This window comes from Deltaproteobacteria bacterium (assembly GCA_020848745.1).
Taxonomy (GTDB): Bacteria; Desulfobacterota; Binatia; order UTPRO1; family UTPRO1; genus UTPRO1.
The window spans coordinates 47,649-64,397 of the sequence record JADLHM010000136.1; the positions used below are offsets into that span (position 1 = coordinate 47,649).

Consider the following 16,749-nt stretch of genomic DNA (forward strand, 5'->3'; position numbering starts at 1 on the left):
CGGTCCGGCGGCTCGAGAGGCGCCTGGTCGGTCGCGAGGGCGCTAGACTCGCCTGGCGGCGCCGCGGCCGCTCGGCGGCGCGACCGGCAGGTCCCAGAGCGCGGCGACCTCGGGGTCGTCCTCGTCCCAGACCCGCCGGTGCAGCTCGGCGACCAGGTCCGGGTGGCGGAGCAACTGCTTGCGCTGCTCCGGGACGATCTCGTCGGGCCCCTTGTGCACGAGCTCGTCGAGCAGCGCGGCGTACGCGGCGCGGATGCTGGCGCGGAGCATCCGGCCGGGACGGAGGAGCGCCTTGTGGAGGGCGTTCACGTACGGATCGACCGCCGTCGCGACGAACACGTCTTCGCGGGCGGGCGGCATCGCGGCGAGGCGCGCCGCGACCGCGCGGATCTCGGGTGGCGGGTCGGTCTCCTCGGGCGTCAGGAACAAGCCGAGGCCGCGGGCGCGCGTCCCGGCCGCCACGCGGCTCGCGTGCACCGAGACCGGGATCGCCAGCACGAGCGCGCCGATGATCGGGAGGATCCACCAGAAGTAGGCGGGATTCAGCCAGAAGAGCATCACGCCCCACGCGCTCGCGAACACGGTGTCGAAGCCGTGGGCGCGGACCGCGTCGCGCCACGACGTCTCGGCGTCCTCGCGCGTCTGCGAGCGCCACACGACCGTCCGCCCGATGAGGTTGGTGAAGACGAAACGGCTGTGGAAGGCCATGCGGATCGGCGCGAGGAGGCTCGAGAGCAGCACGTCGAGCACGACGCTCGCGAGCAGGCGCAGCACGCCCCCGAAGGCGCGCGCCTGGCCGTGCACGGTGATCAGCAGCACGCTCAAGATCTTCGGGACGAAGAGGATCATGCCGGTCACGGCCAGCAGCGCGAGCGCCCAGTTCGGACGCCAGACCGGCCACTCGGGAAAGAGGCTCGGCCCGGACGGGAAGTAGTCGGGCTCGAAGAACACGTTGGCGACCGCCTCCCAGGTGGAGAGCAGGAGGAACGTTGCCCACAGGAGCGCCGACACGTACGAGAGCGCACCGTTCAGGAAGAGCGTGCGGTGGGCGCCGAAGAGCCCCTCGGTGAAGAGGAGGCGCAGGTGCTGGAGGTTCCCCTGGCACCAGCGGCGGTCGCGGCTCATCTCCTCGAGCAGGGTCGACGGCACCTCCTCCCACGAGCCCCCGAGGTCGTAGGCGAGCCAGGTGGTCCATCCGGCCCGCCCCATGAGCGCCGCCTCGACGAAATCGTGGCTCAGGATCTCGCCGCCGAGCGGCGGCTTCCCGGGCAAGCGCGGCAGCGCGCAGTGCTTGATGAAGGGCGCGGTCCGGATGATGGCGTTGTGGCCCCAGTACTGCCCGTCGCCGAGCTGCCAGAAGTGCAGCCCCGCCGAGAACATCGGCCCGTACACGCGGCTCGAGAACTGCTGCACGCGCGCGAAGAGCGAGCGTCGCTGGACCGCGATCGGCACGGTCTGGATGACGCCGACGTCGGCGTGGCGCCGCATGAGCTCGACGAGGCGGACGAGGGTCGCGCCCTGCATCACGCTGTCGGCGTCGAGCATCACCATGAACGGGTAGCGCGCGCCCCAGCGCCGGCAGAAGTCGGCGACGTTGCCGCTCTTGCGCCGTAGCCGCACCCGGCGGCGGCGGTAGAAGATGCGATCGAAGCCGTCAACGTCGCGCGCCCACGCCGCCCACGCCTCTTCCTCGCGGACGATCGTCTGCGCATCGGCGGTGTCGCTCAGGACGAAGAAGTGGAACTGGCCGGCGGCACCGATCTTCGCGAGCGACTCCTCGATCGCGCGCAGGCCGGCGAAGACGCGATCCACCGGCTCGTTGCAGATCGGCATGACGATCGCGGTCGGACGCCCCTCGGCGTCGGGATCGGGCGCCGCTCCCGGAAACGGCACGCTCGCGCCGGGCGCGCGCGTGATCGCGAAGCGGTCGCCGCGCACGAGGCACCAGAAGCCCATGAGGGCCGCCCAGAACCCGATCGAGATCCACCCGAAGAGGACGCCGAACACGACCACGATCGCGAGCTCGAGCGAAGTGCCGCCGCCGCGCGGCAGTACGTTCACCATGAAGCCGCTCGCAACGACGGTCGGCAGCAGCACCAGGGTCGCGAGCAGCAGCCGGCGGCGGAAGGCGACCCGCGTCCACGCGAGCGCGCGCCGGCGCCGCCGAAACGCCTTGCGCGCCTCGGCGCCCGAGGCGCGCCCCCGCAGCCGGCCGAACCACCGATAGAGGAGGCGGCGCTCCATCGGCTCGGGCGCCATCGACGTGCGCTGGAGCGGCGGCATCGAGTCGAAGCGGCCGCCGCTGACCGGCGCCGTGCTGAGCGCGCCGCGCGCGCCGATGGCCGGCCCGTCGCCCGCCGGCGCCGCCACGACGCCCGTCCCGAGCCGCCACGCGAGAAAGGGCTCCATGCGTCCGTCCCACGGCCGCGGCGGCACCGGGTGCCGTTGCAGGAGGAGCGCCCGGAGCTGGGCCAGCGTCACGTCGACCGCGTCGTTGCCCTCCTCCCATGGCTCGCTCATCGCGAGCGCGACGGCCTCGCGCGCGAGGCCGTCGCGCTCGCCCGCGGCGACGCCGAGCGCCACGAGGTACGCCACCGCCCGCACGTGCGCGAGACGCCAGTCCTGGATGAGGCGGTGCCCCGGACCTTCGAGGCGCAGGCGGCCGGAATCGGTCGGGCCGTCGACGGTCACGCGCGGGGCCGGGTCGGCCAGTGGCTCGAGACGTTTGTCCATCGGCTCAACGAGGGTGGCGGAGGCCGATCATGGCACGGGAAGCAGGCGATTGGCACGCGCCACCGATCCGAGCCAATGGGCGCTCGGCCGGAGGGTCCGGCGCTGGGTCGCCCGGTCGACCTCCACGATTCCGAACCGCGGGGCGTACCCGAAGGCCCATTCGAAGTTGTCGAGCAGGCTCCAATACAGGTAGCCGAGGACCGGGAGCCCGTCGCCGAGGCACGCGAGCACGCCGCGGAGCGCCTGCGCGACGTACTCGATGCGCTCGCGGTCCTCGTCGACCGCGACGCCGTTCTCGGTCACGACGATCGGCGCGCCGGTGAGCGCGTGCGCGCGCCGGATGCAGGCTTCGAGCGCGTCGGGGTAGAACTCCCACCCCATCTGGGTCAGGCGCGCGTCCGGCGCGGGCCGCCGCGGCCCGTCCGGACCGACCAGCGTCCGCGTGTAGGTCTGGACCCCGAGGAAGTCGTCGCCACGCGCGGCTTCCAGAAACACGTCCTCCATGTCGCGACGCTCCCGGTCGCGGAGCGCCTCGCCGCCGTCGAGCGCCTGCCAGTCCTGCATCGCGAGCGTGAGCCCGATCGGCGCCCGACCGGGGCCGCTCCGGATCGCGTCGACCGCGAGCCCGTGCGCGGCGATCAGCACCGCGTTGGCGCGCAGGCGGAGCTCGGGGTCGCGCGCGCCGGGCGGAAAGAGCCCCCAGCGATGTCCGACGTCGGCCACGATGTTCGGCTCGTTGATCGTGCAGACGCGGCTCACGACGTCGCCGAGCCGCGCCGCCGCACGCGCCGCGAAGCGCGCGAAGAGGTCGGCGGTCGCGGGCTCCGTCCAGCCGCCGCGCGCCGTCACCCAGCGCGGCGTCGTGAAATGATGGAAGGTGACGATCGGCGCGAGGCCGCGCACCAGGCACGCGTCGCACACGCGCCGGTAGTGGTCGAGCGCGGCCGCGGAGAACTCGCCGTCTTCCGGCTCGATCCGGCTCCACTCGAGCGAGAAGCGATACGCGCCGAACCCGAGCCCGGCGAGCAGGTCGAGGTCGTCGGGATAGCGGTGATAGTGATCGCAGGCGTCGCCGCTCGGCTCGCGGCAGGGCGTGTCGATCCCGTGCTCCCAGGCCCACCAGTCGTTGTTCCAGTTGCCGCCCTCCACCTGGTGGGCGGCGGTGGCGGCGCCCCAGACGAAGCCGTCGGGAAAGGCGTCGCCGGAGCTTGGACGCTCGGTCACGCGGCAGGTATGGGAGGCGGCGCACGCGGCGTCAAGCGCTCGCCGCCACCCCGCAGGATGGAGCGATGAGCGAGCAGACGCTTCGACGGCTTTCTGGCACAATGACCGACGCATGCCTTCGCGGCCCGCGCGCACTCCGGCCACGCCGCTGCTCGCGGTCCTCGTGGCGAGCGTCCTGATGGCCGCGACCCCCGAGGGGAGCCGCGCCGACGCGCCGGCGGCGGAGCCGCCCCGGCCCGCCTGCCCCCTCGAGTCCAGCCTGCGCGTCGAAAGCGCCACGCCCGTCTGGGAGGACGATCCGGTCCCGACGCCGAAGAAGAAGGCGTGGGAGGACGCTCTCGGCGGGCAGCTCGCCGCCCGCCCCATCGTGCGGGCGCGCATGAAGGGCTGGCCGACCGCCGCCCTCGTCGACCGCGCGGCCCTGCCCCACGACGACCGCGCCTTCCTCGGGCGGCTCGCGCGCGACACCTGGCGCGGGCTCGACGCGTTCACCGACCGTGAGAACGGCCTCCCGGTCGACCACGTGCGCATCGAGGACGACGGCGACGGCGCGCCCGGCGGCGTCGTCGGCGACTACACCAACGTCACCAACGTCGGGATGCACCTGATCGCGGTGGTCGCGGCGCGGGCGCTCGACCTCGTCCCGGAGCGCGACGCGATCGCCGCGATCGAGCGCACCCTCGACACCCTCGACCGCCTCGAGACGCACGCGGGCTTCTTCTTCAACTACTACGACACGACGTCGCTCGAGCGGACCAGCAACTTCGTCTCGTTCGTCGACTCGTCGTGGCTGATCGCCGGGCTCATGGTCGCGCGCGCCGCGTTCCCGATCCTCGCCGCGCGCACCACGCCGCTCATCGACCGGATGGACTACCGCTTCTTCTACGACGAGAAGCTCGGCCTGCTGTCGCACGGCTACTTCGTCCACCGGCGCGCGCGCTCCCGCTACCACTACGGGGTGCTCTACACCGAGGCGCGGCTCGGCGCGCTGCTCGCGGTCGGCAAGGGCGAGGTTCCCGAAGCGACGTGGTTCCGCATGGTGCGGACCTACCCCGCCGACTGCCTCGGCCAGACCCAGACCCCGGTCGCCGCCACGCGCAAGGTCGTCCGCGGCCACGAGGTCTGGGGCGGCTGGTACGAGTGGCAGGGCGAGCGCTACGTGCCGTCCTGGGGCGGCAGCATGTTCGAGGCGCTCATGCCGCTGCTCGTCGTCGACGAGCAGCGCGCCGCCCCGACGAGTCTCGGCCCGAACGACGTCGCGCACGCCGTCGTGCAGCGCCGCTACGCGCTCGAGACGCTCGGGTATCCCGTCTGGGGCCTGTCGCCGGCGGCGATCCCGAGCGACGGCTATCGCGAGTTCGGCGTGCGCCCCCTCGGCGCGCGCGGCTACGGCGCGGGCATCGTGACCCCGCACGCGAGCGCGCTCGCTCTCGCCGTCACGCCGGTCGAGGCGACGGCCAACCTCCGCCGCCTCGCCGAACGCTACGACCTCTACGGCGACTACGGGCTCTACGACGCCGTCGATCCCGCCAGCGGGAACGTCGCGCGCGCCTACCTCGCGCTCGACCAGGCGATGACGCTCGTGGCCATCGCCAATCATCTCCGGGGCGGCGTCATTCCCGAGCTCTTCGCGACCGATCCGATCGCCAAGCGCGCCCTCGCGATCCTCGGCGACGAGCGCTTCTTCGAGTAGAAGACCTCGCGATGGCTCGGGTCGCCCTCGTCCACCTCGGGAAGATCTATCCGACGGGCGCGCCGGGGCGCGACCCGAACGGCGTGCGGGCGCTCGACGACGTCACGCTCGAGGTCGCCGACGGCGAGCTCCTCGTACTGGTCGGCCCCTCGGGCTGCGGCAAGTCGACGGTGCTGCGTCTGGTCGCCGGCCTCGAAGCCGCGACGAGCGGTGAGATCCGCATCGGCGACGCCGTCGTGAACGATCTCCCGCCGCAGGCGCGGAACGTCGCCATGGTCTTCCAGGACTACGCGCTCTATCCGCACATGACCGTGCGGCGGAACCTCGAGTTCCCCCTCCGCATGCGCGGCACGGGACGCGCGGAGATCGCCCGCCGCGTGGAGACGGTCGCGGGCCAGCTCGATCTCGCGGCCCTGCTGGATCGCCTGCCGAAGCAGCTCTCCGGCGGCCAGCGCCAGCGGGTCGCGATGGGGCGCGCGCTCGTGCGCGAGCCCGCCGTGTCGCTCCTCGACGAGCCGCTCTCGAATCTCGACGCCAAGCTCCGGGTCGAGGTGCGCGCGGAGATCGCCGCCCTCCAGGAGCGCACGCGCACGACCATGCTCTACGTGACGCACGATCAGGTCGAGGCGATGACGCTCGGCGAGCGGGTCGCCGTCCTGCACGCGGGCCGCCTCCAGCAGATCGCGACGCCGCGCGAGCTCTACGCCCGGCCCGCGAGCGCGTTCGTCGCCGGCTTCATCGGGAACCCGCCGATGAACCTCCTGCCGGGGCGCCTCGCCGCGGACGGCGCCGGCGTGCGCGTTGCGGTCGCGGGCGGCACGCTGCGGGTCGCGCCGGAGGCGGTCGCGCACCGGCCGGCGGGCGGCGCCGCCGAGATCACCGTCGGCATCCGCCCCGAGGCGCTCGTGCGCGTCGACCCCGGCGCCGCGAACGCGCTCCGGCTCACGGTCGCGCACGTCGAGTGGCTCGGCCACGAGACGCTCGCGCACCTGCGGGCGACGGAGCCCCCGGGCGCCGGCCGCGACGAGGAGCGGGACGACGGCATGGTGGCGCGTCTTCCCGGCATGCACCAGCTCGCCCCCGGCGAGCCGCTCGCTCTCGGCGTCGACCCGGCGTCCGTCTACCTGTTCGACCGGAACGGACGCGCGCTCGGGTAGGAGCCGCCGCACCCCGTCGGCGGCGGTGGACTAGGGCGCCATCTGTGCAGAGCTTCCCTGGAACTCCAGCCGCACGTCGGCGGGAAAGGCGCGGATCGTGACTTCCCGCTCACCGAAGCCTTCGACCGGCGTGCCGTTCACCGTGACCCGCGCGAGCGGACCCGCGAGCGGCGGCTGCAGCACGATGCCGCCCGCCGGAACGGTCAGGTCGCCGTCGAGGTGGAGCACGAGCGCGCGCTCGCCGTCGGTCCCGAGCGTGTAGGAGAGCACGCCCCAGTAGGTCGGCAGGCGCTTCACGCCGACGCCGGGCGCGGCGAGCCAGTCCGACGGCACGCCGGCGGCGAGGACCAGCGCCTGGTCGCTCTCGCGCTCGTAGGCGAGCATCGTCCGGAGCGCGCGCACGTAGCTCGAGCCGACCCACGTGTGCGGCATGTCGCCGATGAAGCGCGGCGCGTTGGGGTCGTGCCAGACGATCTCGGCCCACTGGTTCCACGCCGCCGGCCGCTGGTCGCGGAGCAGCGCATCGAGGATGTCGTGGGCCCGCTGGCGGTGCCCGAGCCGCACCATGGCCTCGACGTTGCGGAGCTCGTAGGGGCTGTAGCCGCTGCTGGCGCCCCGCCCCTCGACGCGGTCCTCGACGGTCTCCCAGTAGCGCTCGAACGTGCGCTCGATCGCCGCGCGCGGCAGGAAGGGCGCGAGGTCGGCGATCGTGATCGCGATCGCGCTCGACGTGGGGTCGAAGTCGGCGAGCTCGACCGACGCCGGCAGGTAGTCGGTCGCGCGCGTCTCCATGACCCGCGTGATCGACGCGACGATGTCCGTCCGGAACGCGTCGCGAAGCGCCGCGAAGCGCGCGGCGCGCTCGCCGTCGCCGACGACCCGCGCCAGCTCGGCCGCGTCGGTGACGCCGCGGAGCGCGAAGAAGTCGTCCCAGTACGAGTGTACCGGGTGCGAGCTGTACCCTTCGTGGCTGATCGACTCGGGGAGGAGGCCGAAGAACACCTGGCGTCCGGGCTCGCGGTACGCGTCGGTCGTGCGGGAGGCGCGCGCGTTCGCGATCCAGTCGACGGCGCGCGTGAGGACCGGCCAGAGCGCGTGCACGAAGCCGACGTCGCGCGTGAAGCGATAGTATTCGGCGATCGCGTAGATCAGCTCGCCGTTGCTGTCGTGTTCGGGGACCGGGTCGGGGCCGCGCCGGTCGACGCAGCACGGCACGCGGCCGTCCGGCAGCTGATACGACGCATACCAGGCGAGGAACTGTCGCACCTCCTCGACGTGCCCGGTCTTCAACAGCACGTCGGACGTGAGGGCGCCGTCGCGGATCCACGAGCGCGCGTAGGTGCGGGAGCCCGGCTGGATCGCGGGGCCGTCGCGATTGATCAGGATGTGCGCGATGGTCGTGCGGAGCGTGTCAACGAGGCCGCGCGTCTCCTCCGGCAGCGTCACGTCGACGCGGCTCGTCTGCTCGATCCATTCGCGCGCCACACGGGCGCGCTCCGCGTCGAGGTCCGCGAGCGACATCGTCGCGGCACGCGCGATCGTCGGAGCGGGATCGTGGAACGGAACCGCGAGGGCGACGACGCCCGGCTTGCCCGGCTCGACCGTCAGCCGATACGCGAGTGCGCCCGACGCCCACCCGAGCGGGTCGGCGACGTTGGTGTCGGGCGGCACCTTGCCCTTGAGGAGATACGGACCGACGAGCCCCTGCTCGAAGGTCGCGCCACCGAAGCGGTCGGGCGTCGTCAGCGACACGACGGCGCGCTCGCCGTTCACCCACACGGTGCGGCCGTCGAGCGTCAGGCTGCGGATCGGGGTGACGCCCCCCACCATGTTCAACGACTGCCACGGCGGCAGGACCTGGAACGGCCGGAGCGCGAGGAAGAGATCGACGTCGCGGAGGCGGTCACCGAGGTTCTCGAGATCGTAGCGCAGGTACAGCACCGACGCGCCCGCGGGCCCGCCGACGAACGTCTCGATGCGCAGCCGCAGGCCGCCCTGCTGCCACGTGACCAACGGGATCGGCAGCGTGCGGTCCGCGAGGGCCTGCGTCGGCTGAGCGTCGCTCCAGGTCACGAGGGCGCCGTCGACGTAGAGGAACGGCTCGATCGTGAAGGCGCCCTTGTCGACCTCGACGATGCCCTCCTCGCTGACGAGCGCCTCCCGGTCGTCGTCGAGCGCCCCGACGACGGTCCAGTACGATTGCCGGCCCGTGAAGTACTTCGGATAGGTGCCGCGGAAGGCGCCGGCGGCGACGGCCTCGAAGAACTGGTTCGGCGAGGTCGAGAAGGCGATCGGCTGCACCGCCAGGCTGCGGATCTCGTAGCCCTTGCCCTGGCTGCTCTGCACGAGCGCGAGCCGGACGTACCGCGACTCGCCGTCCGGCAGGTAGACGTAGCTCCGCCCGCCGCTCCCCGCCGTGCTGGCGTAGGCGACGGTCCACGTCTCGGCGTCGTCGGAGACCTCGACGCGATAGCTCGTCGCGTAGTGCTCGGGGTCCCAGTCGACGACGAGGCCGCCGTACTCGCGGGGTTTCGCGAAGTCGAGCTGGAGCCATTGCTCGGCGGCGAGCTCGCCGCTCCGCCAGCTCGTCTGCGGATCCTGGTCGAGCACGAGGCGCGGCTCGTGACCCGGCGCGAACGTCGACGCCGTCACGACGGGCGGGAGGTCGGCGCGGCTCGCCGTCGCCCGCTCCTCGAGGCGGAGGTCGTCGATCCAGACCGAGCCCTTTCCGCCCTCGCCGGTCGTGATCGCGATCTCGACGAACGCGACCTTCTTCGGCGACGCGGGCCGCTTCTGTCCCCAGGCGTACTCGAGGCGCGACTTCTTCACCACCACGTGCTGCCAGTCCTTCTGGAAGACGTAGTCGCGCTGCACGCGCCACCAGACGTTGTCGTTGGTGGGCTCGATGAGCTTGAGCTCGAGGGTGTTCGGCGGGGCGTCGCCGCGGACGTCGAAGGTGAACGCGAAGTTCCCGGGCAGCGTGATCGGAAACGCCTTGCGCGCGATGACGAACCCGCCGCCGCCGCGGAAGTCGAAGTCGAGACGCATGGCGTTCCCGGCGCGGCCGGCGTCCTGGGCGATCTCGAGGCTCGCGCCGGGCGACGCCTGGGCGCTCCAGCCCTGCACGCTCTCGAACTCGTCGAGCACCTGGGTGGCCGCCCGCACCGTCCCGGGCACGAGGTACGCGAGCGCGAGCATCGCCCCGACCGCCCACCTCCGCATGCCCGCTCGCGTCTCCCTCACTGTTTGACGCTCCCGCTCGCGATGCCCTCGATGTACGAGCGCTGGAGCGCCAGGAACACCCCGATCACGGGTAGCACGGTGAGGACGGCTCCGGCCATCATCAATTCGGTGTCCTGCACGTGCTCGCCGAGGAGGTTCGCGAGCGCGACCGGGAGGGTCTGGAGACGGCTGTCGCTCAGCACCACCAGGGGCCAGAGGAAGTCGTTCCAGGTCCCCATGAACGTGAAGAGGGCGAGCGTCACCAGGACGGGCCGGCAGAGCGGCACCACCACCGACCAGAAGACGCGGAGCTCCCCCGCGCCATCGACGCGGGCGGCGTCGAGGAGGCTCTGCGGTATCCCGAGCGCGTATTGCCGTACGAGGAAGATCCCGAAGATGCTCGCCAGCCCCGGCACGACGACGCCGAGGTAGGTGTTCACGAGCCCGAGGCCGCGCAGCATGAGGAAGAGCGGCAGCATGCCGAGCTGCCCCGGGATCACGAGCGCCAGGAGCAGCACGGCGAAGATGCGGTCGCGACCCGGGAACCGGAAGCGCGCGAATGCGTAGCCGGCGAGCGCGTTCAGCGTCACCGACACGACCGTCGTGACGATCGCGATCCCGAGGCTGTTCGCGAAGGCGCGCGCGAGGTCGAGCCGCGTGAAGAGCTCGCGGTAGTGCTCGAGCGTCGGCGCGCTCGGGATCCAGCGCGGCGGCACCGTGCTCGCCTCTCCGGTCGGCATGAGCGACGCCGACGCCATCCAGAGGAGCGGCAGCACGGTGAGGAGCGCGCCCGCGGCGAGCGCCGCGTGCACGACGACGGCCGCGCCGCGCCGGCTCACGCGACCTCCGCCCGCGTCCCGAGCGCGCGCGCGACGAGGCTCGGCACCAGCATCGCGACGAAGAGCACGAACGCGATGGCCGCGGCGTAGCCCATGTTCCACCAGCGAAACCCCTCGAGGTACATCAGCAGCACGACCGAGAGCGTCGCGTGCGCCGGTCCGCCCTGGGTCATGACGTAGGGCTCGGCGAAGAGCTGGAGGTCGCCGATCAGCGTCATCACCGTCACGAAGACGAGCGTCGGACGGAGCGCGGGGAGCGTGACGTGGACGAAGCGCGCGAGTGCCGACGCTCCGTCGACGCGCGCCGCCTCGTACAGGCGCTCCGGGACGGCCTGGAGGCCCGCGACCAGGATCACCATGTTGAAGCCGAAGGTCTTCCAGATCGTCATGAGGACGATCGCGGGCATCGCGAAGCGCGGCTCTCCGAGCCAGTCGACGGGTCCGATGCCGAAGGGCGCGACGAGCGCGTTCAGGAGCCCGATGCGCGGGTGGAAGGCGTAGCGCCACACCACCGCCACCGCGACGAGCGTCGTCACCACCGGCAGGAAGAGCGCGACGCGGAACGCCGGCTTCCAGCGCGTGAGCGGCGCGCTCAGGAGGAGCGCCGCCCCGAACGAGACGGCGATCGAGAGCGGCGCCGCGACGACGACGAAATAGAGCGTGTTGCGGATCGCGGTCCGGAAGAGCGCGTCGCCGGCGAGGCGGGCATAGTTCCCGAGCCCGATCACCCGCAGATTGGCGCGGCTCGCGACCGCGTAGATGTCGAAGTCGGTGAAGCTGAGCGCGATCGACGCCGCGACCGGCACGAAGAAGAAGATCGCGATCGCCGCGAGCGCCGGCGCCGCGAAGAGGAGCCCCGGCGCGGCGCCCGCTGGCGCGCCGCGTACGGCGCACCTCACGAGCGTCCCCCGCCCACCGGGTCGCCCGCGGGGCCGGGTCGCGCGCGCGCCGACGCATCACCGGCCGCCGCCGTACGGCCGCGCACCGGGGCGGCCGCCGCACCGCGCGCGGCGGCGCGGTCGAGCATCCAGCGGCGCTTCTCGAGCATCGCGTCGACGTCGCGGTCGAGCGCGGTGAGCGCGTCGTCGAGCGCGACGGCGCCGCGCACGACGTCCTCGGCGTGCTCGGTGATCTTGGCAGCGATGCGCTCCCACTCGGGAACCGTCGGCGGCGCCTGGACGCGGGCGAGCTGCCGCCAGAAGGCGGCCGTCCGCGGCGCGTCCGCGAGGCCGGCCTCGCGCCACGCGCTCGGCCGCGCCGGCAGGTCGCCGGTGAGGCGCCAGAACGCGAGCTGCTGCGCCGGCTCGGCGAGAAACGCGATCCAGCGCCAGGCGAGCTCGGCGTGCGGGCTCGTGCGGACGACCGCGAGGCTCGCCCCACCGGCGAGCGACACGCCGGGCCCCTCGCCCGCGAAGGTCGGGAGCGGCGCCGTCGCCCACGCGTCGGCGAGCGCCGGCAGGCGGCGGGTCATCTCGCCGAGGTTCCACGGGCCGCTGATGAGGATCGAGAACCACCCCGACGCGAAGTCCTGGTAGACGTTCGCCGACCGGGCGGCGCCGGCGCGGGGCGCGAGCCCGCGCTGGAAGAGCGATCGATAGAAGTCGAGGGCGGCGCGGAACGCCGGGCTCCGGAAGTCGCCGAAGCGGTCTCCGTCGCGCAGCAGGGTCGCGCCCCGCTGCATGGCGAAGATCACCGGCGGCTCCCACTCGGTCATCGGCAGGAGCACGGCATAGCGCTCGCCGCCGCGCGCGAGCCGCTCCATGGCTGCGACCCAGCCGTCCCAGGTCGCGGGCGGCGCGTCGACGCCCGCCGCCCGCAGCAGATCGCGGCGATAGAAGAGGACGCGCGTGTCGACGTACCAGGGTACGCCGAAGCGCTCGCCGTCGATCGCGGTCGCGGCGACGACGCCCGGGAACTCGTCGCTACCCGCGGCGAGGTCCGCAGCGACCGACGCGCGGGCGTCATCGCGCGCCGCGAGCGCGTCATCGCGCACCGCGAGCGCATCCTCGACCGGCGCCAGCGCCCCGAGCGCCGCGAGCTCCGCGAGCCACGTGTTCCCGACCTGCACGACGTCGGGCATCGCGCCGCCGACGTAGGCCGTGAGGAGCTTCTCGTGCGCGGCGCTCCAGGGAATCTGCTGCACCCGGACGCGCGCCCCGGGGTGGCGCCGCTCGAACTCCGGCACGAGCCGCTGCACGACTTCACCCTCGCGGCCCATCGCCCAGAACTCGAGCACGTCCGCATCGCCGCCGCGCCGGCAGCCGGCGATCACGCCTGCCGCGACGATCCCCGCCATGAGGGCGGCCCAGGTGGGAATGCCGCCACGGTCCGCGCGCGGTCGCATGCGGCCTCCACTGTAGCGGTGATCGCGCCGCTGACCCACCCCGATACGCCGACCTCCCCGGACTCCACGACATCCCGGACTCCGCGACTTGACCGATCTGGCGCCCTGTACCAATAGGAGCGCTCAACGTGTCCGCCGACAGATCCGCGACGGCCCCCGCCCGCCGTCGTCGCGCCGCCGCGACGACCGCGCTCGTGTTCTTGACGCTCGTGACGACGCCCGCGCTCGCCACGCGCGCGCCGAAGGCCTCCCCGAAGGCCTCCCCGCCGCCGACCTTCGGGTTCGACAACGTCGCCGGCAAGGCGAAGCAGCTCGCGGCCGAGCCGTTCAAGGCGCCGCCGCAGGTCCCTGAGTGGCTCGGAAAGATCAACTACGACCAGTGGCGCGATATCCGCTTCCGGACCGACCAGACGCTCTGGCGCGAGCCCGCCGGACCGTTCCAGGTGCAGTTCTTCCATCCCGGCCTCTTCTACGATCGTACGGTGGCCGTGAACGTCGTCACCGCGAACAAGTCGAAGCCCCTCACCTTCTCGCCGAGCCAGTTCGACTACGGGCGCAACGATTTCGCGAGCCGCGTGCCGCAGAGCCTCGGCTACGCGGGCCTGCGCCTGCACGCGCCGTTCAAGACGCCGAAATACTACGACGAGGTGATCGTGTTCCTCGGCGCCACGTACTTCCGCGCGGTCGGCCGCGACCAGGTCTTCGGCCTCTCGGCGCGCGGCATCGCGATCGACACCGGCCTCTCGTCGGGCGAGGAGTTCCCCTACTTCCGGGAGTTCTGGCTCGAGACGCCGACCGGCAAGGACCCCAAGTCGGCCGTCGTCTACGCCCTCCTCGACAGCCCGAGCCTGACCGGCGCCTACAAGTTCACGATCACGCCGGGCGAGAAGACGGTGGTGGAGACCCAGGGCCGCCTCTACCTTCGCAAGGCGCCGCAGAAGATCGGGTTCGCGCCGCTCACCTCGATGTTCTTCCACGGTGAGAACACGACCCGGTCCTTCAACGACTTCCGTCCCGAGGTGCACGACTCGGACGGCCTCCTCATCTCGAGCGGCAACGGCGAGTGGCTGTGGCGGCCGCTCGACAACCCGGTGAAGCTCGAGATCAGCTCGTTCCGGACGCCGGCGCTCCGCGGCTTCGGCCTCGTCCAGCGCGACCGCGACTTCCGGAGCTACGAGGACCTCGAGACGCGCCCCGACCTCCGGCCGAGCACCTGGGTCGTGCCCTCCGGCGACTGGGGCAACGGCCACGTCGAGCTGATCGAGATCCCCACCAAGTCCGACGCGAACGACAACGTCGTCGCGATGTGGGTGCCCGACCAGCAGCCGAAGGTCGGGACGCCGTACGACTTCGCCTACACGCTCTCGTGGTTCGGCGAGGACGCCGGGCTGCCGCCGCACGGCCGCGTCGCGGCCACGCGGCGCGACGACTTCGAAGGCACGAAGCGCTTCGTCGTCGACTTCGCCGGCAAGCTCCTCGAGGACGTGCCGGGCGACCAGATCCTGCGCGGCGACGTGACGGTCGCGAGCGGCGACGACGCGGCCGAGATCGTCGATCAGCACGTCGTGAAGAACCCGGTGACCGGCGGCTGGCGCCTCACCTTCCGCCTGCGTCCGAAGACGAGCGGGCCGATCGAGCTGCGCGCCTATCTCGACAAGGCGAGCGAGACCCTCACCGAGACCTGGTCGTATCTGCTGCGGGAATAGCGCGAGGAGGATTCCATGAAGTACGCCCAGCACAATCCGCTCCCGATCCCCGACATCGGTCCCCTCGAGCCGGTCGAGGTCTCGATGACGTCCATCTTCGACTGGGAGTACGCCCTCAAGCGCGAGAACCTGCTCGCGCTGTACGAGAAGGGCAAAGCCAGCACCTGGAACGCGACCGACCTCGATTGGTCGGCCGACGTGAACCTCGAGAAGATCCAGCGCGACTACATGGGCATGGGGTCGCAGGACGTCTTCAACCAGATGCTGAACCCGCCCCGGCCGCTCGATCAGCAGGAAGCGATCGACCTGAATCTCAACATCAACGCCTGGATGCTCTCGCAGTTCCTGCACGGCGAGCAGGGGGCGTTGCTCGCCACCGCCAAGATCGTGCAGGGCGTGCCGTGGGAGGAAGCGAAGTGGTACGCGGCCAATCAGGTCGCCGACGAGGCGCGCCACGTCGAGGTCTATCACCGCTACCTCACCGAGAAGCTCGGGATCTCGTTCGGAGTGAACCGCCACCTCCGCACGCTCCTCGACGAGATCATCTCCGACTCGCGCTGGGACATGACCTACCTCGGCATGCAGATCATGGTGGAAGGTCTCGCGCTCGCGGCCTTCGGCATGATGCGCCTGCAGTGGCCGGACGAGCCGCTCATCCAGGACATCACCACGCGCATCATGGGCGACGAGTCGCGCCACGTCGCCTTCGGCGTGCTCTCGCTCGAGCACCTCTACGCCGGGGAGCTCGGCGCAACGGAGATGAAGGAGCGCGAGGACTTCGTGATCGAGGCGACGCACCTCATGCGCGACCGCCTGCTCATGGAGGACGTCTACGAGCGCATGGGGTTCGACGTGAAGACGTGGGTCGAGTGGTCGATCAACACGCCGTTCATGTCCGGCTTCCGGCAGATGCTGTTCTCGAAGATCGTTCCCAACCTGAAACGTCTCGGCCTCCTCACGCCGCGCGTCCGCGAGGCGTACGCCAAGCTCGATCTCCTGCGCTTCGAGCACATGAAGGACTCGAGCGAGGATCCGGAGGTCGCGTCGCCGGCGGAGCTCGTCGAGGCGCTCGCCAAGATCCGCGCCGGCACCGTCTGAGCGGACGCGATCGGGCGGCGCTGCGCGACCTGCCCGGGGTCGCGCAGCGCCGCAAGGCGACTCCGGGCGCGCGAACCGTTCAGCGCGTGGCGGGCCACCCGCCATGGCGCTCGCGACCACAGCGCCGGCCGAAGTGCGCGATCGGCCGACGCGCCGTCACAGGGCGTCGCGATTCCGACGCCCCGGCCCGTCGGCAGTGGCATTTCGGTTGCTGAGCCGACCCGCCATGCGTGACCACCGAGGCTTCACCCTGATCGAAGTGCTGATCGTGCTCGTGCTCGTCGGCGTCCTCGCCGGCCTCGCCATCTCGCAGTACGCGGGCTTTCGCCGGCGCGGCTACGACAGCAAGGTCGCCGCGACCGTACGCGGCGTCGCGACCGGTGAAGAAGCCTACTACGCCGAGAACCGCATCTACGCCACGAGCGTCGGCGAGCTGCGCGGCATGACGCTCGGCGACGTCGAGATCGCGATCACCGCCGGCAACAGCGGGAACCTCGCGAGCTCCTTCCGTGTGACCGGAACGCACCCGGGCACGCCGCGGACCTTCACCTGGGTGAGCGACCCCGCGCCCGGGAGCCCGAACCTCATCGAAGGGGACGTCTAGGGCCAATGCCGGTCACTTTACAGTTCTCCGAGACCGACGGGGGCGTTTACGCGGATAGTTGCTCATCTTGATTTTGACGGCGCGCGGATAGCGTCGGGGGCGCCGTGCGGGCAGCACGAGCGTGGCGAG

At 72.0% G+C, this 16,749-nt stretch carries 11 protein-coding genes; 5 read left to right on the top strand and 6 right to left on the bottom strand.

Going from position 1 to position 16,749, the window contains the following annotated elements; genetic code table 11:
* Positions 1-42: 42 nt before the first annotated feature.
* Entirely contained in the window at positions 43-2,244 is a 2,202-nt protein-coding gene (gene mdoH, locus IT293_19575; protein MCC6766862.1) for a glucans biosynthesis glucosyltransferase MdoH, read from the bottom strand.
* 516 nt (positions 2,245-2,760) lie between these two features.
* On the bottom strand, positions 2,761-4,071 hold the full coding sequence (locus IT293_19580; protein ID MCC6766863.1) for a family 1 glycosylhydrolase: 1,311 nt from the start codon (positions 4,069-4,071) through the stop codon (positions 2,761-2,763).
* Between IT293_19580 and IT293_19585 the strand changes: the two genes are divergently transcribed.
* Positions 4,070-5,650: a DUF3131 domain-containing protein gene (locus tag IT293_19585; GenBank protein MCC6766864.1), complete on the top strand. Its 1,581-nt coding sequence runs from the start codon at positions 4,070-4,072 to the stop codon at positions 5,648-5,650. The genes IT293_19580 and IT293_19585 overlap by 2 nt on opposite strands.
* Before the next feature lie 11 nt (positions 5,651-5,661).
* The gene (locus tag IT293_19590) at positions 5,662-6,807 is read left to right on the top strand and encodes an ATP-binding cassette domain-containing protein (protein MCC6766865.1); all 1,146 of its coding nucleotides are present in this window, start codon (positions 5,662-5,664) and stop codon (positions 6,805-6,807) included.
* A gap of 30 nt (positions 6,808-6,837) precedes the next feature.
* Here the strand turns inward: IT293_19590 and IT293_19595 are convergent, their stop codons facing one another.
* The 4 genes from IT293_19595 to IT293_19610 form a co-directional block, all read right to left on the bottom strand.
* A complete protein-coding gene (locus IT293_19595; protein MCC6766866.1) occupies positions 6,838-10,029 on the bottom strand; it encodes a discoidin domain-containing protein in 3,192 nt (1,063 codons plus the stop codon).
* Between the two features lie 17 nt (positions 10,030-10,046).
* Positions 10,047-10,787 carry a carbohydrate ABC transporter permease gene (locus IT293_19600; GenBank protein ID MCC6766867.1) on the bottom strand — a complete coding sequence of 247 codons (741 nt, stop codon included), beginning with the start codon at positions 10,785-10,787 and terminating at the stop codon, positions 10,047-10,049.
* 77 nt (positions 10,788-10,864) lie between these two features.
* The gene (locus IT293_19605; protein ID MCC6766868.1) at positions 10,865-11,767 is read right to left on the bottom strand and encodes a sugar ABC transporter permease; all 903 of its coding nucleotides are present in this window, start codon (positions 11,765-11,767) and stop codon (positions 10,865-10,867) included.
* Entirely contained in the window at positions 11,764-13,164 is a 1,401-nt protein-coding gene (locus IT293_19610; protein MCC6766869.1) for a sugar ABC transporter substrate-binding protein, read from the bottom strand. The genes IT293_19605 and IT293_19610 overlap by 4 nt, the downstream gene beginning before the upstream one ends.
* Positions 13,165-13,340: 176 nt before the next feature.
* Between IT293_19610 and IT293_19615 the strand changes: the two genes are divergently transcribed.
* From IT293_19615 to IT293_19625, 3 genes are all read left to right on the top strand, one after another.
* Complete coding sequence (locus IT293_19615) at positions 13,341-14,918, top strand: glucan biosynthesis protein (protein ID MCC6766870.1); 1,578 nt, start codon at positions 13,341-13,343, stop codon at positions 14,916-14,918.
* Positions 14,919-14,933: 15 nt separating this feature from the next.
* The gene (locus tag IT293_19620) at positions 14,934-16,016 is read left to right on the top strand and encodes a ferritin-like domain-containing protein (protein ID MCC6766871.1); all 1,083 of its coding nucleotides are present in this window, start codon (positions 14,934-14,936) and stop codon (positions 16,014-16,016) included.
* A 226-nt stretch (positions 16,017-16,242) separates the two neighbouring features.
* A complete protein-coding gene (locus IT293_19625; protein ID MCC6766872.1) occupies positions 16,243-16,620 on the top strand; it encodes a prepilin-type N-terminal cleavage/methylation domain-containing protein in 378 nt (125 codons plus the stop codon).
* Positions 16,621-16,749 lie beyond the last annotated feature (129 nt).

Coding starts and splice junctions, on each gene's coding strand:
- IT293_19620 (MCC6766871.1), top strand. CDS start 14,934: ATGAAGTACGCCCAGCACAATCCGCTCCCGATCCCCGACATCGGTCCC.
- IT293_19600 (MCC6766867.1), bottom strand. CDS start 10,787: ATGGCGTCGGCGTCGCTCATGCCGACCGGAGAGGCGAGCACGGTGCCG.
- IT293_19590 (MCC6766865.1), top strand. CDS start 5,662: ATGGCTCGGGTCGCCCTCGTCCACCTCGGGAAGATCTATCCGACGGGC.
- mdoH (MCC6766862.1), bottom strand. CDS start 2,244: ATGGAGCGCCGCCTCCTCTATCGGTGGTTCGGCCGGCTGCGGGGGCGC.
- IT293_19595 (MCC6766866.1), bottom strand. CDS start 10,029: ATGCGGAGGTGGGCGGTCGGGGCGATGCTCGCGCTCGCGTACCTCGTG.
- IT293_19625 (MCC6766872.1), top strand. CDS start 16,243: ATGCGTGACCACCGAGGCTTCACCCTGATCGAAGTGCTGATCGTGCTC.
- IT293_19585 (MCC6766864.1), top strand. CDS start 4,070: ATGCCTTCGCGGCCCGCGCGCACTCCGGCCACGCCGCTGCTCGCGGTC.
- IT293_19580 (MCC6766863.1), bottom strand. CDS start 4,071: ATGCGTCGGTCATTGTGCCAGAAAGCCGTCGAAGCGTCTGCTCGCTCA.
- IT293_19610 (MCC6766869.1), bottom strand. CDS start 13,164: ATGGCGGGGATCGTCGCGGCAGGCGTGATCGCCGGCTGCCGGCGCGGC.